16 protein-coding genes are annotated in these 21584 nt (G+C 32.3%); 2 read left to right on the top strand and 14 right to left on the bottom strand.

The genetic code is table 11. From position 1 onward, the window contains the following. Window positions 1–51: 51 nt before the first annotated feature. The 5 genes from IPJ23_06130 to IPJ23_06110 all read right to left on the bottom strand — a co-directional run bounded on the left by IPJ23_06130 (window position 52) and on the right by IPJ23_06110 (window position 10543). A complete protein-coding gene (locus IPJ23_06130; GenBank protein ID MBK7630261.1) occupies window positions 52–1377 on the bottom strand; it encodes a SpoIID/LytB domain-containing protein in 1326 nt (441 codons plus the stop codon). Between the two features lie 116 nt (window positions 1378–1493). Further along, the gene (locus tag IPJ23_06125; GenBank protein MBK7630260.1) at window positions 1494–7484 is read right to left on the bottom strand and encodes a PAS domain S-box protein; all 5991 of its coding nucleotides are present in this window, start codon (window positions 7482–7484) and stop codon (window positions 1494–1496) included. A gap of 304 nt (window positions 7485–7788) precedes the next feature. Next, a complete protein-coding gene (locus IPJ23_06120; GenBank protein ID MBK7630259.1) occupies window positions 7789–9072 on the bottom strand; it encodes an HlyC/CorC family transporter in 1284 nt (427 codons plus the stop codon). 188 nt (window positions 9073–9260) lie between these two features. Then, window positions 9261–9458 (bottom strand): hypothetical protein, encoded by a 198-nt coding sequence (locus tag IPJ23_06115; protein MBK7630258.1) that lies wholly within the window; start codon window positions 9456–9458, stop codon window positions 9261–9263. 215 nt (window positions 9459–9673) lie between these two features. After that, complete coding sequence (locus tag IPJ23_06110; protein ID MBK7630257.1) at window positions 9674–10543, bottom strand: isocitrate lyase/phosphoenolpyruvate mutase family protein; 870 nt, start codon at window positions 10541–10543, stop codon at window positions 9674–9676. Window positions 10544–11092: 549 nt separating this feature from the next. On the opposite strand from IPJ23_06110, the gene IPJ23_06105 reads away from it, so the two are divergent. Together IPJ23_06105 and IPJ23_06100 are read left to right on the top strand one after the other, a co-directional pair. Next, on the top strand, window positions 11093–11362 hold the full coding sequence (locus tag IPJ23_06105; GenBank protein MBK7630256.1) for a type II toxin-antitoxin system Phd/YefM family antitoxin: 270 nt from the start codon (window positions 11093–11095) through the stop codon (window positions 11360–11362). Continuing rightward, the gene (locus IPJ23_06100; protein ID MBK7630255.1) at window positions 11353–11661 is read left to right on the top strand and encodes a type II toxin-antitoxin system RelE/ParE family toxin; all 309 of its coding nucleotides are present in this window, start codon (window positions 11353–11355) and stop codon (window positions 11659–11661) included. Before IPJ23_06105 ends, IPJ23_06100 begins: the two co-directional genes overlap by 10 nt. Window positions 11662–11932: 271 nt before the next feature. Here the strand turns inward: IPJ23_06100 and IPJ23_06095 are convergent, their stop codons facing one another. The 9 genes from IPJ23_06095 to IPJ23_06055 all read right to left on the bottom strand — a co-directional run bounded on the left by IPJ23_06095 (window position 11933) and on the right by IPJ23_06055 (window position 21556). Next, window positions 11933–12382, bottom strand: coding sequence for a hydrogenase (locus IPJ23_06095; GenBank protein ID MBK7630254.1), 450 nt, complete (start codon window positions 12380–12382; stop codon window positions 11933–11935). A gap of 340 nt (window positions 12383–12722) precedes the next feature. Next, window positions 12723–13337: a hypothetical protein gene (locus tag IPJ23_06090; protein ID MBK7630253.1), complete on the bottom strand. Its 615-nt coding sequence runs from the start codon at window positions 13335–13337 to the stop codon at window positions 12723–12725. A 245-nt stretch (window positions 13338–13582) separates the two neighbouring features. Further along, window positions 13583–13942 (bottom strand): hypothetical protein, encoded by a 360-nt coding sequence (locus IPJ23_06085; GenBank protein ID MBK7630252.1) that lies wholly within the window; start codon window positions 13940–13942, stop codon window positions 13583–13585. A gap of 252 nt (window positions 13943–14194) precedes the next feature. Next, on the bottom strand, window positions 14195–16051 hold the full coding sequence (locus IPJ23_06080) for a T9SS type A sorting domain-containing protein (protein MBK7630251.1): 1857 nt from the start codon (window positions 16049–16051) through the stop codon (window positions 14195–14197). Between the two features lie 524 nt (window positions 16052–16575). After that, window positions 16576–17190 carry a hypothetical protein gene (locus IPJ23_06075; protein ID MBK7630250.1) on the bottom strand — a complete coding sequence of 205 codons (615 nt, stop codon included), beginning with the start codon at window positions 17188–17190 and terminating at the stop codon, window positions 16576–16578. A gap of 256 nt (window positions 17191–17446) precedes the next feature. After that, window positions 17447–18823 carry a hypothetical protein gene (locus tag IPJ23_06070; GenBank protein MBK7630249.1) on the bottom strand — a complete coding sequence of 459 codons (1377 nt, stop codon included), beginning with the start codon at window positions 18821–18823 and terminating at the stop codon, window positions 17447–17449. Window positions 18824–19047: 224 nt separating this feature from the next. Beyond that, window positions 19048–19479 carry a hypothetical protein gene (locus IPJ23_06065; GenBank protein MBK7630248.1) on the bottom strand — a complete coding sequence of 144 codons (432 nt, stop codon included), beginning with the start codon at window positions 19477–19479 and terminating at the stop codon, window positions 19048–19050. Between the two features lie 246 nt (window positions 19480–19725). Next, a complete protein-coding gene (locus IPJ23_06060; protein MBK7630247.1) occupies window positions 19726–20484 on the bottom strand; it encodes a T9SS type A sorting domain-containing protein in 759 nt (252 codons plus the stop codon). Between the two features lie 55 nt (window positions 20485–20539). Next, window positions 20540–21556, bottom strand: a complete 1017-nt coding sequence (locus tag IPJ23_06055; protein ID MBK7630246.1) for a hypothetical protein — start codon at window positions 21554–21556, stop codon at window positions 20540–20542. Between the last annotated feature and the right edge of the window lie 28 nt (window positions 21557–21584).

The raw sequence follows: 21584 nt of genomic DNA, 5'->3' as shown, positions 1-21584 counted from the left end.
GGTTCTTTCTTTAATCTTGTACAAAAATAAGAAAATGTTTAATTCAATTTGTTAATTTGTACTATACACTGATTTGATTTCAGTTTCAGGAAAATAATGGATCAATATTTCATTAAACGTTTGTCCTGAAAAGGCGCGGGCAACAGCACCGGATTGACACATTCCAACACCGTGTCCCCAACCAGAGCCATTAAATTTATAGGATATTAAACTATCCAGCGAAATAAGTTCTTCATAAATAAAACAGGAACTTTTAAATGGTGGTTTTTTGATTTTTCGGATATCAAGTTCAGAATTTAAATCAAGAGAATCTATACTTCCGATAAATTTTGCCTTAATAATTCTTCCTGAGTTTCCTCGTTCGATAATTTTAATGTCTTTTAACTTCCCAATGGATTTGATTTCGTTCAGATTGATTGTCAATTCATCATTAGTCATAACAACTTCCCAACGAAAATTTTTTTTACTCCATTCAGGTAGTTCAGGATGAAAATATGGATTGCAAAAAACATCTGGATTGCTTTCAATCCATTGCTCAGGATTATTCTTTGGATTGTAATTTAATTCTGCATCAGAATCAAAATTTGAACTCCAATAGGGAACTGCACCTGATCTATCAGGCCAAACGTTCTCAACATTTTCAGAAGACCCGCCGCAATTTGACGCATAGTATGCTCCAATAACTTCTTCGCCATAAAAAAGGCACATACCTCTTGTCTCTTCAATCGCCTTGTCTGTTTCAGAATTCCGTTTGCTGTTTCCAGCAAAAACTTGACATTCAACATCAGCGCAGATATCATAATTACTTCCTTTGTACTTGCCTGAAATCAAAGCAGATACAGTTTCAGATCTTGCGGCTATAACTTGTGCTTTTAGTGCCTCAAGTGGTGCATCATTCCCGATTTCATAAGGTACGACTCCGCATAAATATTTTTCTAACGGCAATTCAACAACTACATCAAACTTATTATTTCCATTTATTGATATTTCAATATTGCCCTCGTATATACGGTCTTCAATTCCTTGCCACCACCAGCCGATTCCGTAAGGAACATTTTTTATCTTAACTGTACCTGAAGGTTTATCTGATTTTAATAATATACTTTTATGAAATTTAATTACATTGGCAGTGGAGTTTTTTATCGAGATTAAGTCATCTTCAATAAAGATAATCAGCGAATCATCAATATTAAATAATATTTTATCGCTGGCATTATTATTTGTCAAAATCCAGGAATTATTAGAAATTAGGTTTAAAGTATCTAATGTATAGATTATTCTAACTTTTACTATCGGTTCTTCCGAGAATATTTGCGCATGAACTGAATTAAAAAACAAGGTTATTATTAGAGCTATAATTAAGTGAAACGTTTTCAATTTATTTCTTTCTGATAGAAAAGGATATACTCTTAGTTAAGCAATGGTTTATTTTAAAAGATTAAGCCATTCTTTATTTACAAACAATTAATAGAATAGATACAAAAAATTATATCTTATTTTTTGTCAATTGCACTATCCAATAAATTTAATAGCTGGTTCTTAACAAATGGTTTTGATAAATAATGTGTCATCCCTTTAGATAAAAAGATTTCTTTTTCCTGCCCCATAGCAAAAGCTGTAATAGCAATTATGGGAACAGATTGATACCCATCAATTTTTCTTATTACTTTGGTTAGTTCTAAGCCATCCATTCCTCTATGTAAATTTATATCCATTAAAATGGCATCATACTTCTTCTGTTTTACTCTATTCAAAGCTTCATCACTGTCTTTTGCAGAATCAACATCATAAAGGTTTTTTGTAATTGTTGTTACATACTTTACAGAAATTTCGTCATCTTCTACATAGAGAATTTTTATTTGAGGATTATTTTGGATCGATTCGACAGGTTTATTTAGTTCAGTATTATTCAACAAGTTAGATTGAGTTGACGCACTATTTGAAAGAGGAAAAGTAACATTGAATGTAGTTCCTTTTCCCAATGTACTTTTAACTGTTATATTGCCATTCATCAAATCTGCATACTTTTTGGCAATTGTTAAACCAAGCCCGGTTCCTTCAAATCCTCTATTGTAGCCTTCACTAGCTTGCCTAAATTCTTCCCAAATAAGATTTTGTTTCATCTCAGATATTCCCACGCCTGTATCAGAAACCGAAATGTTTACTGATTCTGAATCAGAAGTTACACTTATCGTTACGTTTCCGGAATCTGTAAACTTAATTGCATTATTTATTAGATTATTAAATATGCTTGTGAAAAGTTGTTGATCAACATTACAAATTATTTCAGGATAGTCATTACTAAAAGAATATTCAATACTTTTTTTGGCTGCTGCCGATTCAAAGAATCCAAAACTTTCTTCTAATAATGTAACTATGTTCTGAGACTGTAGATTAACTTCAACTTTAGAAGCTTCAAGTTTAGACAAATTAAGAATTAGGTTTAATGTTTCAAGCAATCTATGACCGGATACATTGATTGAATTAACCATCGTAAAATAGTTTGAATTATCTTTTAATTCGTTCATCAAAAACTCACTAAAACCTAAAATACCTACCATTGGTGTTCTTAGCTCATGACTCATATTTGCAAAGAAACTTGACTTTACTCTATTCATCTCTTCAGCTTTTTCTTTTGCAAAAATCAATTCCTCAATCATTTTTTTCTTTTCAGTGATATCTTCCTTTACTGCAATGTAGTTTGTAATAACGCCCTCGCTATTTATGATTGGTGCTATTATTGCATTTTCCCAGTAAATATCGCCGCTTTTCTTTTTATTCTGAAATTCACCTTGCCATATTTTACCTGATAGTAAGGTACTCCAAAGATTATTATAGAACTCTTTTTTATGGATACCGGATTTTAGAATATTTGGATTTTTACTTTTTACTTCAGCTAATGAGTAACCAGTAATTTCAGAAAATTTTGGATTAACATATTCAATATTTCCACTAGGGTCAGTTATCATTACGATTGTTGGGCTTTGTACAATTGCTGCAGAAAGTTTTGATGTTTCTTCTTCAGCTTTTTTATGCTGGATATAAATGCTTAGTTCATGAGCAACAATTTCAAGAATCTCTATGCTTGATTCATCATAAGCATTTGGATTATCATAACTTTGAACTACTAAAACTCCAATTACTTTTCCGGAGATTTTAAAAGGAACTCCTAACCAAATCTCTGGAATTACACCAATCATTCCTGCCTTACGTGAATTTATTAATTGATTTATATCCTTTTTTGTAAGTAATAATGATTTATTTTGCTCGATAACATAGCCAGTCATAGACCCCTTTGCTGGCCATTCAGAAATTTCTTCAACTTCGTCCTTATCAACATCCGATCTTAACATCCCAGTAGCTTCATCATAAATGGCGATAAAGAAATTATTCACATTAATTATTGCAGATAACTCTTGTCTAATCGATTCAAATAATTCAGTTAGGGTTTTAAAACTAACAACTGCATCAGCAATGTTATACTGTATCTTCTGAACTATTTCGGTTTGTTTACGTTTAGTGATATCTTCAACGGCACCATATACTCCTAATAACTTATTATTTTTATTATCCCAGATTGGCTGAGCATATGATTTGACCCAAACGAGTGAACCGTTTTTATGAAAAGTTTTAATTTCACGATTAACTTTTTCATTTCTTTTTAATTTTTCCAAATCCAGATCATCAAGTTTCAATTCATCCGGATGAATTGTGGCTCTCCATCCACCAACCTTTTTATATTCATCTACAGTATAGCCAGTAATTTTTTCAAATGAACCTGCAATCCAAACCAAGCTATGTACACCATTATCATCAGCCTGTGTAGAGAACAAATAATCTGAAGTTAGATTTGAAATTGCTCGATATCGCTCTTCACTTAGAGCTAATGCACTTTCAACTTCCTTTCTGCCTGTTATATCTCTGGAAACTGCTAATATTCCGTTTGGTGCATCATCATCACCTCGCAAAAATGAAACTGTGGCTTCTATCCAAACTTTACTTCCATTTTTACAAAATTGTTCCAACTCAAAAATTCTACTTCTTCCCCTATCAGCATTCCCATTTATTTCATTTTCCAATTCTTCAAGAAGAACATTTTGTAAATCGTTAAAGTCATTTGGAGAAATAATCTTCTCAATTCCAAGGGACATTAATTCTCCAGAAGTGTATCCTAATAATTTTGATACCGAAGGACTTATGTAGGTGTAATTTAGTTTTAGATCAAAAACTGATATGCAATCAGCGGTATTTTCAGCAATCAGTTTATAACGTTTCTCACTTTCACGTAATAAAAATTCTGCTTTTTTCTTTTCTGTAATATCATTGGCAATAGCAATAACAACATTCTTGTTAAAATAATTGCCCGGATACAAGCGAACATCTTTAAGAAATTCTTCACCATTTTTACGTTTACCCCAAAACTCAAATTGTTGTTTTTCACCTTTAAAAGCTTTGCCTAAGGAAATTGCTACTGACTGTAAATCGTTTTTACCAGATGCACTTACATCTTCAGGAGTTTTTCCTATCAATTCATCTCGATCATAACCATACATTATACAAGAGCCTTTATTCACATCCAGAAAAATACCACTCTCATTAAGTATATATATGGCTTCTGAAACGCTGTCAAATAATCCCCTATAGCTTATTTCACTTTCTTTTAGACTTTGTTCAGCTAATTGATGTTTTGTTATATCATGGGCAACCCCTTGTAAACCAATTACCTTTCCATCAGCCAAAATTGGTCTTTCATAAACCTCAATCATAACTTTGTTGCCATTTGCATGTAAAATTTCTACATAAAATGGATCGGTTATAACAGTTCCTGCAAGATGAGCTTTGGTTCTTTCTTTTGCTTTATGATTTATTGGTGAATCTGATACATACCAATGATTTTGATTAAGCCATTGCTTGACAGAATATCCAGTAATATTTTCAACCGAAGGTGAAATGTATTCGACATTTCCCATTAAATTTTGGACGTAGAAAAATAGATGCGGCGTACCTTCAATAAGCAACTGCATTCTATCTTTACTTTTTTGAACTTCTGCTTCAATAGCTTTGCGTTGGGTTATATCTCTCCAAATAGTAAATAGAATTTGTTTATCTTCTAACGGAACGGAGGTGAGCATTACATCAACAATTAGATCTTCACCAGATATTTTTTTATGAACCCATTCAAATTTAGCCGCACCTTCTTTATATGCCTGTTTAATTAATTTTTCGGCTTTTTTAACTGATGAAATACCATCTGGCTGAAAATCTGGGGAAAGTTTAGCAGGGGAGAGAAAAAGCAATTGTTCTTTGGAATTACATCCCATCAAATCTAAAGCTGCTTTATTGCAATCAAAAAAAACATTTCCATCTAACAATAACATTGCATCAGATGACTGCTCAAATAGAGAACGAAATTTCTCTTCACTACTATGTAAAGCTTTTTCAGTATTAATTCTTTCAGTGATATCTATCGAGATACCTAATACACCAATAACTTTTCCATTGTTATCTTTAATTGGAACTTTATTTGTATCAAACCAAGTAATTTTACCTGATGCTTGATGTTGTTTCTCAATAATGTGACGTTTTGTTTTCGTATTTACTATCACATCTTTATCATCATCTCTATAATATTCTGCTTCAGTATCAGCCCAAGGGAGATCAAAATCAGTTTTTCCTATTATCTCTGCAGGAGAATTTAGTCCAGCACCAGCAGCAAAAGCTTGATTACACCCAAGATAAATTGAATTAACATCTTTCCAAAAAACAATACCAGGAAATTGTGCTAAAATATTTTGAAGTGTCTCTTGCGATCTTAACAAAGCAGTTTCAATATTTCTTCTTTCAGAAATATTTCTAAAAACACCTTGTATAACTTTTTTACCATTTAGTGTTAAAATACTTGCTAATACTTCAACTGGTATTTCTTCTCCAGTTGCAGTAACAAGAAAATTTTCAAAAGGTATTTTTAAATCAATTACTTTAATTTGCTCATTGAATGATTTAGTTGAGTATGTGCTTAGTCTTTTTGGATGCAGTTGGGATTGGTGCATCCCAATAACTTTTGAGTAAGGCATTTTTAATAATTTTAATGCTTCTTTATTTGAATCAATTATATTGCCTGATTCAGGATCTGCCAAAAAAATTGCATCTGGTGCATTATCAAAAAATGCTTTATACCTGTGTTCACTTTCCTTCAATAGTTCTTCAGTCCTTTTTTGATCTGATATATCTATAACTGAAGACTGATAACCAATAATGTTTCCATCACTTGAAACAATGGCTGTTGCAACCGCTTGTGCAATAAATTCGGATCCATCTTTTCTGATTGCAATAAAATCACCCCTCCAAAAACCTTTTTTATTTAATGAAGTTAATATTGTTTCAACATCATTTTTACTTTTTATAAACTTGTATAACTGTTTGCCAATAACTTTGGTTTTTTGAGAATATCCCCAGCATTTTAAAAATGCAGCATTAGCATCAATTATCTTTCCATCAAGATTAGCAGCACTATTTGCGGTAATTGAAGATTCGAAAATTATATTTTTAAGTTCTAAAGACTCTTGAGCTAGTTTTCGTTCACTTATATCTTCTATAAATCCTTCAAGAAAAAGTAATTTACCATCTAGTGAGTATACACCTCTTCCTCTTTCCCATAACCATTTTAATTTCCCGCTTTTATTAATTATAGGATATTCAAATTCGAAGAATGATTTATCTTTTAAAACTTTGTGCCATTTATTCCTAATAGACTTTTGGTAGCTTTCAACTATGAGATCATTGAATGAGATAGTTTTTTTCCTAACAAAATCATTTTGTGAGTAGCCTGTAATTTTTTTACATACTTCACTGATATACACAATCGTCCATTTTTTATCATTCAAACAGCGATAAGTGAAACCCGGTAAGTTGCTTATTAAGGTAGAGTACTTTCTTTCTCTTTCTTCAAGATCGATTTGATTTTTTCTCTCTTCAGTTTGATCTCTAAAAACCAAAACAACACCAATAATTTCTCCTTTATCGTTTTTGATTGGAGCGCTGCTATCGGCAATAGGAATTTTATTTCCTGATTTTGATATCAGCAAAGTGCGGTTAGCAAGCCCAGTTATTTTACCTGTCTTAATAACTTTTTTATAGGTTGCTTGCAATTTTTTTCCAGTTGCTTCACTGATAATATTAAAAACTTTTTCGAGAGGTTTATTTTTAGCCTCAGATTCTTTCCATCCACATAGCTTTTCAGCAACATGATTCATTTGGAGTATACTGCCTTTAATATCAGTAGTAATAACTGCATCACCGATACTATAAAGAGTTGTTCGGAATAAAGATTCGTTTTGAAGGGACGGTGCAATTTGTAACTCTTGTATTTCCTTTAAAAGATTTACTAAAGTTTTATTATCCGGAGTTTTACCTTTTTCAAGATATTTTATAGCTTTGTGGAGCTTCTGCTTAAGTTCGTTCACTTCATTATTTCTTTGTTTCATACTTTGCACTCTGATTTTAGAAATATTGTACTTTGTAGGTTTTATTAAAATTTGATAAGCGTGATTTGATACTAATAATACCGTACACAACAAAGAAGATGGATTTAACGGAGGAATATTTATTTTGTATCAGCATCATAGAAATAAGCAAATAATTAATTCTACAATATTATCATTATTAGTAACTTAAATGTAAAGAAAATTGTTTTTTGAATGCAATTTTGAATAAAAAAATCTATTGTATAATTGAAAAATTTTCAACCAGAAAATGGTTTAGTTACAGGTACCAATTTTGCCAAAAAAATCAATGGGTCTGATTTTTAGTGCTGACAAGTACTTTATCCACTCTGTTACCATCCATATCAACAATTTCCAGTGTGTAGTTTTCATATATAATTTTATCCCCAACTTTTGGAATCCTGTTTAGATTGTACATCATAAATCCGCCAAGAGTTGTGTAATCAGCATTTTCATCAAAATTTATCTGAAGTTTTTCTTTTAACTCATCCAATAGAATACTTCCGTCAATCAGCATAGATCCATCCTCACGTTTAAAGATTTCAGGATCTTCTTTTTCATTCACATCCGGTAAATCGCCAAAAATATTTTCTATGAGATCGTGCAAAGTAATTATTCCTTCAAAAGAGCCGTGCTCATCAATTACAACTGCAACATAAGTTTTGTTGTCCCGGAATTTTTCAAATACAGTTATTCCTGTAATATTATCTGGTATAAATAATGGTTGAGTCAGAATATCCCGGATAGAGAAATTTTTATCGGTATTAAGCTTGTGAAAAAAATCTTTAATGGTAAAAATTCCAATAATGTTTTCCTGTTCGCCATCGTAAACCGGATATCTTGAAAAAGTATTTTCATAAATACGATTTGCTATTTTTTCGGGGGCTTCTGTAACGTCAATTAGAATAACATCCTGCCGGTTGGTCATAATCGAATAAGCTTTTCTATCACCAAATCTAAAAATTCTTTTCAGCAATTCTGATTCACGATGTTCAAGAGTACCAAATTGTGTACCTTTTTCAATTAAAATTTTTAATTCATCTTCAGTAACCGGAGTTTCATCTTTGGGTTTTATCATTAAAATTTTTAAGAAAACTTTTGTGGAAAAACTTAAAAATGCAACAACAGGAGTTGTAAACCACGAAAGAAATTTCATAAACGGTGCAAGAGTAATTGTAATAGCTTCGGGGTTATTAAACGCAATTGTTTTCGGAACAAGTTCCCCAATCACTAAAGAAAAATAAGTTATGATGGTAACTACAATTGCAATCGCCGCTTGCTTGGCATAAGGTGCTAGCCAACTAATATTTTCCAAAGTGGGTACAAGATCGTTTGCCAAAGTTAATCCGCCAAAAGCACCGGCAATAATTCCTACAAGCGTAATTCCAATCTGAACTGTAGAAAGAAATTTTTCCGGCTCATCTAAAAGTTTAAGAGCAGTTTTGGCTCCTGTGCTTCCTTTTTTAGCTTTCTCCTCAAGTCTGGCTCGTTTTGATGAAACAAGTGCAATTTCGGACATTGCAAATAATCCGTTTAACAAAAGCAAAAGAAGAATTATAGAATATTCCATTTAGTAATAATTAGTTTTTGGTTGGTATAATTTAATAAAAGATGTGAAGAAATTAAGAAGTGAGATATATAAAAAGGGATTGGGAATACAACTTTATCATTACAAAACGCCAAGTGCTAAAATGCTTTCGGCGTTGAGACGCTGGTTAGGGGGCTTATTATTAAATGCATTTAATAATAAATTGTAACCTATTGTTTTACAACTTCTTTTGGTTTAAAAATTTTATCAAATAAAAATAGAGCTATATAGCTTAAAACCATCCAAATTGATAAATCGATCAGAAGTCCAACAAAAGGGGAATATTCTTGAAATGGATAGAAATTAAATAGCCAATAGATTGCTTTTGTAAGTAAGTAAGCAAATACATATGGAACAAAATATTTCATATTATTACCAATAGCCCTTCCCAAGATTTAATATCACCTAACGACGTTGCGCCTAACCCGCCGCCCAGAACAAGAGAGTCGAGTAAAATGTAAATGCCAAAGAATAAACAAACTACTCTCAACTTTAAAAGTACACACCAACTTAAAAATTCCTATAGAATTTTCAGAGTGAGGAATAACAACAATTACTCATAGTCAATCTTAGAGGTTATTCTTTATTTGTTCAACCCTATTGCCATTTTATATGCCATCGCGGCTTCGGGAAACGGTGTTAAAGTATCTAATAAAATATTGTATGTTCCCTTTTCTGATAGTTCATCAGCAACTTTTTTAATTAAGGCTAAAGTAGCTTTCATTAAACCTGAACCCAGGCTTAAGCGGGCCACACCTAAATCCTGCAGTTCACTAACTGATAATGGTAATCCTGTCCCAATCGTAGGGTTTGAAAGAATATTTATTGGAGCATTAATTTCCTTAACCAATGTTGAAATCGTTTCTTTTTCCCATACGGGTTGTACAAATATGCAGTCTGCACCAGCTTCCCGGTATTTATTGCCGCGCTTAATTGATTCAGATAATTTTTCTCGTGTCGAACCTGACGAAGTATAAAATGAATCCGTTCTTGCATTAATTACTAAATGAAAGCGCAGTGAATCTGACAATGCCCGAATAGCTGATATTCTTTCACAAAATTCTATCTCGTCAATTAATTCTGGACTTAAATCAACACTATCTTCAATGTTTATTCCAACTATTCCTGTTGCAATTATCTTTTTAACAGAATCAATTATTTCATTTATATTATTTCCATATCCGGATTCTATGTCTACAGTAACCGGAACTTGTACTCCATTTACGATCCCCGTTATAGATTCAATCATTTCTGACAATGTTATTATCTGGCAGTCAGGATAACCTAATGAGGCAGCTATTCCCATACTTGTTGTTGCGATTGCTTTATAGCCACATGCTTCTATTAATTTGGAACTTCCGATGTCCCACGAGTTTAATAGAACCAGAATTTCTTTGTCTTGATGAAATTTCAAGAACAATTCGGCTTTTTCTTTTTGAATACTTGAAACCATAATAGGATCCTTTTTTAATGTCTAATATAAATACATCTGTCTTCTAGTTGAATAGCCACGTTAACAGAAATCTTTAAAGAAATTATATAAAATCTATTATATTTTGATTATACATACTTTGATACAAAGCAAATAACGGCGTTGCGTCTACCCGCCGCCCATAACAAGGAAGCCGAGCTAAAACGAAACGCAAAAGATTAAGCCGTAGGTGCGTAACTTGTTTTCATACGCACCGAAGACAAGTCAATTAATTAAGTAAGAACACTTAGAACCTGCCTGCCGGCAGGCAGGCAAAATCACAAAAACACAATTTCAAAAATCTTCAGGACGTGAGATAATGTTTTTGTAAAAATAAAAAGCTATTTATTGAGTAACACTTAAAACACCAATAAAATTATAATCCCTATCTCACGTCCTAAAATACACCCAACTAAAATGGCGCTTGTCCCTTCGGGAGTCAGCGTTGAGGCGCTGGTTATATTGCGATTAACATTTCTCTTGCAATTATCATAATAATGATATAATTTTGATAAAAACAAAGGAGCCAAAATGCCAATAATAAAACCAATATCTGATTTAAGAAATAAATCAAATGAAATTTCTGAATTAGCGCATAATTCCAATGAGCCAATTTACATAACTAAAAATGGTGAAGGTGATTTGGTCGTTATGTCAATGTCTCATTATTCAAATCTTCAATTAAAACTTGATTTGCTTTCCAAACTTTCTGTCGCTCAAAATCAAAAAGCTCATGGCGATAAAGGAGCAACTTTAAAGCAAGTTATGACAAATATTCGGAAGTCAAGTAAATGTCAGTAACTAAATATCAAGTTAGACTTCTCAAAATAGCTGAAGAAGATTTCACCGAAATCATTTCATTTATAGCAGCCGATAATGTCAATGCCGCCAATTCACTTGCAAACAAAATTGAAAAGAACTTAGAATTATTATCTGATAATCCAAGATTGGGAAGGATTCCAAGAGATGAAGAAATTAGACAACTTGGTTACAGATATATAATTGTTCAAAATTATATTATTTTCTATACGGTTGAAGAAAGAACAATCCTTATCCACAGAATATTACACGGAGCAAGAAATTATAAAACACTTCTTTAATCTTTCAGCAATATAACGGCTTTGCGCATAACCCGCCGCCCCAAATTACAATTTTATAAAATAACGAATAATAAAATTACCATAGCAGTTTTTAATTTGCCATCGGCAAAAACTGCGACTTAACTTTTGGAATATTGTTACCTTTTAACAAAAACTAAAGTTAAACTTTCGATGCCAAATTTTACAAATTCACCCGACTGAGTTCGGCGGTCAAGTTGATTTGCTTGTTATACGCATATATTTTATTGAAAATTGTTTTTGATAGAATAATTTAATTTGCCTTTTGATATTTATCTCTAAGACCCCATAAAAGTACTAAACAAACTGATACCATTGAGAATGATAATGATACTAATCCAGTCTTAATAATAATTTCTTGCAAAGTTGTTCCTTGTAAGTTGCCACCAGCAATTGGCATCATTTCAGACCCAGCTCCCCATATGCTTGCTAACAGTGTTGTAATCCAATTAGTAAATGTTCCAAATATTGCAAGGCTGAAACATATTTTTGATAATTTATTTGTAAGGTTTAATTTTGGCCAAATTAATCCAAAAATAATTAATAGCATTCCGTTCATTGTGGCTTCAAGATGACTTGATAAAGCCATTCGGGGATTTTCTAATATCGGAATTATAAATCCAGTAATTAATCCTAGAAAAAATAATATTATTCCATAGCGGATTAATTTTCTACTGTATTCAGTTTGGGCATTAATATTCAATTTTAGTATTCCTGTTTTGTAGATTGTAATTTAATATTACTTAATACTCATATGTTTTTCAACAAAATATTTTTAGCACCTAACGGCCTTGCGCCTAACCCGCCGCCCATAACAAGGAAGCCGAGTAAAACACAATTGCCGATGATTAAGCCGTAGGTGCTTATCTTGCGTCAGCAAAGCACCGAAGGCAAGCCTTAATTAATTAAGTAAGAACACTTAGAACAACAAACTTTAACTAAAACACAATTTCAAAAATCTCAAATCCGCCGAACTAAAATGGCGCCTGTCCCTTCGGGAGTCGGCGTTGAGGCGCTGGTTAGGTGCGCTTAAATATTATTGATTATTTCTTATTGATATTACTAATAAATTCATCCACTGCATTTGAAAATGAAGAGTTTAAACTATTAACTAATAACCCATCATTAATGGCTGCTTTCACTTCAAGAGAAAAAACTGCTGCTCCAACATCCTTGTTCCAAATATCAAAATACATTGTAGTCTTGGTTTCACTTTGTGAATATGAAAATGGCACACCAGTAGTAGTATTTATTGATTGCATCTTAGAATCTTCTCCGACTAAAACCTGTTGAACAAATACAAGATATTTGGTTTTTGTATTTTTTAAGAACTGTGTTCCGGCTTCTTTATTAATTAAAACTCCTCTGAAATAACTAGGAACTGATTCTTTCCCAATAATTACATTTGTTCGCGGTGAAACTTTTTCAATACTTTCTTTTAACATATTTGTGATTTCGTATTTAGCATCTTCTTCTTTGTAATCAGCATACTTGTTATTGGAAATTGAGACAGATAATGGAGAATATATTGTAATTGAACTACTATAAAAGTCATTAGAGTTAAAAGAAGGATCACTGTTAAGCAAACTAGATTTGGTGGATCCACAACCATACAAAAAGACTAAAATGATAATAGACGATAAGGAAAGTTTTTTCATAAAATACTCCACTATTATTTTATTAGCACCTAACGGCCTTGCGCCTAACCCGCCGCCCAGAACAAGGAAGCCGAGTAAAGCACAACTGATAAATATTTAGCCGTAGGTGCGTAACTTTCTCAGTACGCACCGAAGGCAAGTTAATTAATTAAAACGAACACTTAGAACAAAATCTATAACTAAAACTACACCTCTAAAATAATTAATCCGCCGAACTAAAAAGGCGGTCGGCGTTGAGGCGCTGGTTATATGCTAAACTTGTGAATACGATTTTGAATTATGTTTGAATAATTAAAAATAATTAGTAAGCCTATTTGGGCTAACATTAAAAAAGCGTAACGCAATAAATATGGTTCTTTTGACAAAGAGAATATTAAAACTTCAAATAGCAAAGTGCCAATAAAAACAATATTGAATAAAAGCTTTGTATGTTGCCATTTTTTATAAATTGCAATAATTATAATTAAAGCCCAACCGATTCCAATAGCTTCAAACTTTCCGGAATGATGAACAAAAAGAGTTTTGAAAAGGCTAGGGATAATCGAAACGACAACTAAAGCAAAATAGAAAGAATACAAAAAGAATTTTTCTTTAAATGTTTCCATTATTTCACCAAAAGATAAAGCATATAACGGCCTTGCGCCTAACCCGCCGCCCAGAACAAGAACGACAAACTAAAACGCATTGCCAAATATTTAGCCGTAGGTTTGTAACTTGTTCAGTACAAACCGAAGGCAAGTTAATTAATTAGAACGAACACTTTGAACAAAATCTTTAACAAAAATAAAACGCCAAAAATTATAAATCCGCCGAACTAAAAAGGCGGTCGGCGTTGAGGCGCTGGTTAGGCACTTTCCTTATCTTAGGATGATAAATTTTTTAGTCTCAGAAAAATCCCCAGCGCTCATTTTGTAAAAATAAACACCACTTGAAAGATTGCCACCATCAAATTCTATTTCATACTTGCCTGCAAATTGTTCCTCACTTACTAACGATTTAATCTCTTGACCAAGTAAATTAAAAATTTTTAATTGAACTGTACATCGTTCTGGAATCTCATAATTGATTTTAGTTGTTGGATTAAAAGGATTTGGATAATTCTGACTCAGAGAAAAATTCGCCACCTTATTATCAAAAGAAACTCCTGTGGGTTCTGAAGTTATATAAATACCGTTGTCCGCCGTTCCTGCAAGCAAATATCCACTTGGATTCTGGGCTAGACATAATATTCTATCAAAAGGAAGACCAGAACTAATGTCACTCCAGGTATTTCCTTCATCAGTTGACTTTAAAAGTTTCCCTTTTTCTCCTCCAGCAAATATTTCCCCGTTACTATTTATAAAGAGCACATTAAAATTACCTTCCGTAATAGATGTATGATTCCAGTTAACACCATTATCTGAAGAAATATAAATTCCATACCCAGTTGTGCTGGAACCATAACTGGCCGCCACGATATATCCTTGTGAGGTTGTAACCATTGAAGTTATAGAAACTGGGCCAAGACCATTTGCTGATTCTACCCAAGTGCCCCCATTGTCTGTTGAGCGATACATTGTTCCCTCGTACTGGCCTGAACCGGCAAGCAATATTCCCCCTGCCTTAGATGTAAAGGAAAAAACCGATACAGAACCTAATAGGTGCTGTAATATGTTTTGTTTTACATGGTACCTATATAAACCTTGATGCATTTCAGTACCAATATAAATTATACTGTCATTTTCATTCTCTAAAAACCATACTTCAGCATCTAATATTTTCGTCCACGACTGTCCATTTGGAGAACGAAAAACTGCACCTATTATTCCTCCACTTGAAGTTCTTGTTCCCATAAACATTATACCTGTTCTCAATTTTTCAAAATCTTTTACATAATAATTGTTTGTAGAGGGATAAAATGGGTACCAATTTTTTCCATCATCGGTTGGATTATAGATCCCTGCATTTACAACAGCAAATAGTTTACCGTAAAAATCGTATTCTAATGAATTTACAATTTGATAATCGGTTCCAAAATTTTTAAAAGTCCAACTTGAGCCGTTGTCGGTCGAAATCCCAACACCCTGATCACTTGAAGCTATAACAACGCCATTCCTCAACAAAATATTTTTCACCCTTGTAAATTTCCATCCAGTTAATACCCAGCTTTGTCCATTATCATCTGATCGATAAATCCATCCCCTTAAATTTGTATCATCATAACACGATGCATAGATTTGATTGCCATTTGAAGACAATGATGTAAAACTTCCACTCAAGACATTAATCCAATTATTTCCATAATCTGTAGATCTGAATATTCCATTAAAAGCTGTTGTTAATACTATAGAACTATCAGAAGCAATGGTAATATCTGTTACATAAAGATATGATAATGGATCTTGAGGTAGTCCGTTAGAAACTTGAGTCCAAGTATTTCCGTTGTTAGTTGAACGGAAAACCCCTTCAAGTAAAGTAAGAGAACCGGCAAAAATGTATCCATTTGGATGAACAATAATACTACTGTATCTACCGGATGTTAGGCCTCCACTCAATCTTTCCCAATTTAAACCGTTATCAATAGATCGATAAAGTCCATTCTCATTTGAAGCAGCAAAAAGTTGAAGATTTGAATTCACAGTGATATCGGTAATACTTGTGTTCAAACTAGTCTGTGTCCAGGTGACCCCTTTATCCGATGATTTAAGAAGAGAATAATTGTCTGAGCCAAACATAAGATTATCATTATATACAAATAATGAATTTAACTTAGATTTCTCTGAAACATTTATCCAGTTGAACCCTCCATCAGGTGATTTTATAAAACTAGTAGTACCTGAAGCATAAATAATTCCACTTGAATCTACAGCAAATGAATATACTAATTCTCCAGTGGGCCCGCCATACTGCTGCCAATAATTAGCCTGAGGATAAATAATAATTGTAATAAAAAATAAAAATAATATCAGTTTCTTCATCTTAAATATTTTTTAATTGTTATGTATTGTGTTATTTAACTGAGTGCCTAACGGCTTTGCGCCTAACCCGCCGCCCCGAACAAGGAAGCCAAGTAAAACACAACTGATAAATATTTAGCCGTAGGTGCGTAACTTGTTTTCATACGCACCGAAGGCAAGTTAATTAATTAGAACGAACACTTAGAACAAAATCTTTAACAAAAATAAAACGCCAAAAATTATAAAATCACCGAACTAAAATGGCGGTCGGCGTTGAGGCGCTGGTTATATTGCATTGTTTCCTAGAATATTTCTTTAAACAAATTTTTATACTCCATAAAAGGATTTATATAATTCCAATCCCATAAATCAAATTCATTGAGTTTATCAAAATAAGAGTAACTTAATTTAGTATTTGGTAATTTTTCGATATCATCTAATTCTATATGATTAATGTAAAGTGAGTCATTAGAAATTTTATAAACATTGTAAATAGTGTCTTGATGGATAATGCCGTAATCTGATTTTATTTTAATGATGTAATAAAAATAATCTTTCTTAACGTTTATTTTATATTTATAAAAGTTTGCCCTTTTATCATCGAAAGGCAATAAAGAAGTCCAAGAGTATAATTCTGCTATCGATTTATTAATTCTATATGGAAGTTCTTTTATTACAAATAATCCAGTAGAATCTTTATAATGATATATCGTTAAGATTTGCCTTGTATCAAAAGAATCAATGAGCGGATCATATTTCCCTTCCCACTTACCAATTGTCATTGGATTATCATCTTTAACCTTCAAAAGAGCATTATTGAAATGATTATAATTAAAGTATAGATAAATATTCTTTATTACGGGGATCAACCATAAAATAAAAAAAAACAAAATCGATATTTTTATTACTTTTTTCATTTATGATTTAAGCAATATAACGGCTTTGCGCCTAACCCGCCGCCCATAACAAGAGCGACAAACTAAAACACAATGCCGATGATTAAACAAACTGCACTTAACTTGCTTTCGCAAGTGCAGTTTGTAAGTTTAATTAATTAAGTAAGAACACTTTGAACAAAATCTATAACTAAAACACAATTTCAAAAATCACAAAACCGCCGAACTAAAATGGCGGTCGGCGTTGAGGCGCTGGTTATACAACATTTTAATAATATTATTCTTCTAAATCCGGATAATATTTACTACTCAAAATTTTAAATCCACTATCATCAATAGTTAATTTAGATTTTACAATTCCTTTTGTTGGACAGCAACAAGCATCATCGTGTGAATATACTGGCAATGTAATTGTCATATTTTTTAGATCAATCGTTCTTCCTCTGCAGAACCAATAATCTTCAGGTTTAACCCATTCATAGACACAATCCCAATTGGGTATTTTTAATTTTTTCCATCTGCCTTTTCTATAGAGAATATATTCACCATTATCATCACCACCATTTCCATCAGAAACATAAATATGGATTATTAATCCATATTTAGTATTCGTCATATCGACATCATAAAATTCAATAAAATCTTTAGGATAGAAAAAATGTATTGGTTTGAGATAATTTCTATTTTTCTTTCCCTCATAGATAATGAAATATTTATTATAATATTGTCCATTATAATCATCCTTATGTGCATATAAGCCAAAGTAATATTGCTTGCCGTTCACAATTCCTACATATTTGAATTCCTTAATTTTACAGTCAACATCTTTTAAACTATCATCGCAAGCATAACAGTTGTTCTGCAAATATTTTATTGTTTTTTCGCAATAAGAAAAAGTATCCATCACAGCATCGGATTCTGATCTATGGATTTGTGAATTAGGTACGTACTCAGATTTAATGATTTTAAATCTACTTTTTTCTACAACTAGCTTAAAATAAGTAGACCCGATAATTTTATCGCGTCTAAATTCTTCTACGACCGGAAATTTTATAGTAAAAGTTTTCAAGTCAATTTTTATATAATTATCTGATGTATAATAATCTAAATAATAACCCTCCGGTAATAATCCTTCCGAAGCACAGTACCAATCTGGAACTCTTACTCTTTCCCATTTACCTTTTCGATTGATAATATATTCTCCTTCATCTAATCCTGGTGCTTGATCAACCAGATGAATATGTATTATTGTTCCATACTTTGTTTCTGCCATTTCGCAATCGTAATGACTAACGTCGTCTTCCCATTTAGACTTAGTGAAATGAATAGGTTTTAAATTTGATTGGTTTTTATCTCCCTCATAAATTATAAAAAACTTTTGCCAGTGTAGTTTATATAATTGTGGAAAATCTCTATCATCAAGTTTATAAACACCATAATAGTATTGCTTGTCTTTTGCTTCACCAAGATAATTGAACTTCTCTACAAAACATCTTCCACCATCATATCTTTCCCCACAGTAATAACAATTCTTTTGCAAGAATTCAATAGATTTTTCGCAATCAAGCGAGTAAGGGACATTTACTTGTGAAAAAATATTTTTTAATAGAAAAGTAAGAAATAGAATTATATGAAAAATCCACTTATGATTCATAAAATATCTTTGAGATAAAAATTACTATTTTAGTTGTATAACGACGTTGCGCCTAACCCGCCGCCCATAACAGGGAAGCCGAGTAAAGCACAACTGATAAATATTTAGCCGTAGGTTTGTAACTTGTTCAGTACAAACCGAAGGCAAGTTAATTAATTAGAACGAACACTTAGAACAACAAACTATAACTAAAATACAATTTCAAAAATCACAAATCCGCCGAACTAAAACGGCGGTCGGGTTGAGGCGCTGGTTATATTCCATCCGCTTTCGAGTGGAATGAAGAACGCCCATCCCTTTTCAATAGAAATATCATTGTCAGTAATGTTTCTAACATCTGAGAGAGTGCTATTAATATTTAATTTCTCTGATGTGACAAAAGATTCATCATCAGTCGAAATATAGATGACTTTTTTGAAGTCATTAACTGCTACATAATAATTTATATTTTTACAATTGACTGAATAGGCATTAGAAAATTGAGAGGAAGAAATCAATAATGAAAAGTCAGGAACACCTCTAGGATGAAATAGATTGCTAAGACTTGGAAGTTCATCCAAAATCATTGGATTATTTTTAGTCACAGTTTCAGAAGTAGAACAAGATAGAAAAATTCCTAATAAAAGTATTGCAGAAATAGTTAAATAATGTTTCATATTTATTTAGTTGTATAACGACGTTGCCGATAACCCGCCGCCCCAAACAGCAATGCAGATTAAAAAGACAAAGCCAAAGATTTAGCAAACTGCACTTATCTTTCTTTGCAAGTGCAGTTTGCAACAATGTTAATTAATAGAACTACTTAGAACAACAAACTTGTAACGGAACAACCAAACCAATAACTTAAAAACTGCCGGGTGCGAAAAGGCGGTCGGGTTGATTGGCTGGTTATAAATTAAACCCTATTTTATTAAAACAAATTTTTTTGTCGAAACAAATTCTTCAGCTTTTAATTTATAGAAATAAACACCGCTTGATAATATAGACCCATCAAAAACTATTTTGTAATTGCCAGATCGAAGTTTTGAATCAACTAATTTAGCGACTCTTTTACCTAAAGCATTATAGACTTCTAGAAGTACTTCTGATTCTCTTAAAATATTAAAGCTTATTGTTGTCACGGGATTAAATGGATTAGGATAGTTTTGGAATAATTCAAAAGATGAAAACCAGTTTATTTCTTCAGAAATCCCAACTGGACGTACGCCATATCCTTCTAATGTTAGTGAGTCAGGAGAAGAGTAATTATTTGTAAACAAAATCAACTTAGCTTCATAATATGCTAATGAAGTTGGGGTAAAAGACAAATGTAAAGACAGAGAATCCCAAGGGGATATAAAATTGTTTTCATAATTATAGTTGAAAACTGAATTGCTTGTTCTTATTGAGTCTATAAATAGTGTATCAACACCCAAATTCCTTACTGTTAACGTGGTATCTTTTGTAATTCCCAATTCAACTTCCCAGAATGAAACCGTTTGAAAAGGAATCTGGATAACAGGTATACCCGCGTAACCTTTTAACAAAACGGTCTCGGAATCAATAATTGAATTATTATAAAATGTAATTTTCCCGATATCCACACCGGTTTGTATCGGATTATATGAGTAAACAAAATATATGCTATCATCCTGATTTATCGAAAAATTTTGTGATTGCAATTGAAATACTGTATTACTTAAAGAAACATCTGAAACGATAAGGACGCTATCACTTTTATTTTTTTATTAATATCGAATCCATAGTGACAGTATTTGGGTGCTTATAATATTTCTTTGTTCTTTCCTTAGGTAAAAACCGAAATAGTGTAAACTTACTACGATAAATACCACCATAATAACTACCTAAATAAAAATAACCTTTTGAGTCGGTTGTCAAGGTCATAGGTTCATCATTTCCCAATCCATCACCAAAAGAATTCCATTTGTCTGCTTCATCTATTGAGGTATAATAGCCCTTAGGGAAGGTTATTACAGATATATGATCACCTTCATCAACAAGTAATTCGGAAATGCCAAGATAATTTAGACCAGTGTTTTTGGGTTCGAATGTGCTACCGTAGTCAGATGAAAAAAATATACCTCCATCATAAGTTCCAAATAAAATATTATCATTATTTGTGACTACTCCGGAATTGATGGAATGATGAGTTGATCCGGTTCTTAAATCACCAATTCGTTGCCAGGACAGACCATAATCAAATGATCTATAAATATCACCACTTATATGAGAATAAATAGTGCATTTGGAATCGAAACTTATAGATTGAACTAAATCTTGCCCAGTGTTAAATATTTTTTCCCAATTTTCACCTTCATCTGTTGATCTGTAAATTCCACCCCAAGTTCCGGTAAAAATATCACCTTTAGGAGAAGTTGTTAAATATCCAAAAGCGTTAGTTCCGACATTTATTGACTCCCAAAGCACACCTTGGTTAGTTGATTTATACAGTCCGTTCTCAGTTGCAGCAAATACTTTTTGAGAATTTATCACAAGCAAATCTCTGATTATCTTATAGCCCGAAATGCCATTGTTAATTTCTATCCACGTCATACCATCGTTAGTGCTCTTGTAAATACCGTGAGTATTTGTTCCAGCATAAATAATATTTGAGCTACTATCAAATGCCAGACTTAAAACTGGAATCGAATCTGGGAAGGATGTACTTTCCCAAAGGCTTTGGGAGTAAATTAAGGAACTTAAGAAAAGGAGTAAAAATATTATTAGTTTCATTCCATCTCCTTTAATTTATAACGGCGTT

The sequence above is a fragment of the Ignavibacteriales bacterium genome, from assembly GCA_016709765.1.
Taxonomy (GTDB): domain Bacteria; phylum Bacteroidota; class Ignavibacteria; order Ignavibacteriales; family Ignavibacteriaceae; genus IGN3.
Note: the sequence above shows the minus strand (reverse complement) of the source record. Positions and strands in the feature narration are given on the sequence as shown.

Coding starts and splice junctions, on each gene's coding strand:
- IPJ23_06125 (MBK7630260.1), bottom strand. CDS start 7,484: ATGAAACAAAGAAATAATGAAGTGAACGAACTTAAGCAGAAGCTCCAC.
- IPJ23_06120 (MBK7630259.1), bottom strand. CDS start 9,072: ATGGAATATTCTATAATTCTTCTTTTGCTTTTGTTAAACGGATTATTT.
- IPJ23_06115 (MBK7630258.1), bottom strand. CDS start 9,458: ATGAAATATTTTGTTCCATATGTATTTGCTTACTTACTTACAAAAGCA.
- IPJ23_06110 (MBK7630257.1), bottom strand. CDS start 10,543: ATGGTTTCAAGTATTCAAAAAGAAAAAGCCGAATTGTTCTTGAAATTT.
- IPJ23_06105 (MBK7630256.1), top strand. CDS start 11,093: ATGCCAATAATAAAACCAATATCTGATTTAAGAAATAAATCAAATGAA.
- IPJ23_06100 (MBK7630255.1), top strand. CDS start 11,353: ATGTCAGTAACTAAATATCAAGTTAGACTTCTCAAAATAGCTGAAGAA.
- IPJ23_06090 (MBK7630253.1), bottom strand. CDS start 13,337: ATGAAAAAACTTTCCTTATCGTCTATTATCATTTTAGTCTTTTTGTAT.
- IPJ23_06085 (MBK7630252.1), bottom strand. CDS start 13,942: ATGGAAACATTTAAAGAAAAATTCTTTTTGTATTCTTTCTATTTTGCT.
- IPJ23_06080 (MBK7630251.1), bottom strand. CDS start 16,051: ATGTTTGGCTCAGACAATTATTCTCTTCTTAAATCATCGGATAAAGGG.
- IPJ23_06075 (MBK7630250.1), bottom strand. CDS start 17,190: ATGAAAAAAGTAATAAAAATATCGATTTTGTTTTTTTTTATTTTATGG.
- IPJ23_06070 (MBK7630249.1), bottom strand. CDS start 18,823: ATGAATCATAAGTGGATTTTTCATATAATTCTATTTCTTACTTTTCTA.
- IPJ23_06065 (MBK7630248.1), bottom strand. CDS start 19,479: ATGAAACATTATTTAACTATTTCTGCAATACTTTTATTAGGAATTTTT.
- IPJ23_06055 (MBK7630246.1), bottom strand. CDS start 21,556: ATGAAACTAATAATATTTTTACTCCTTTTCTTAAGTTCCTTAATTTAC.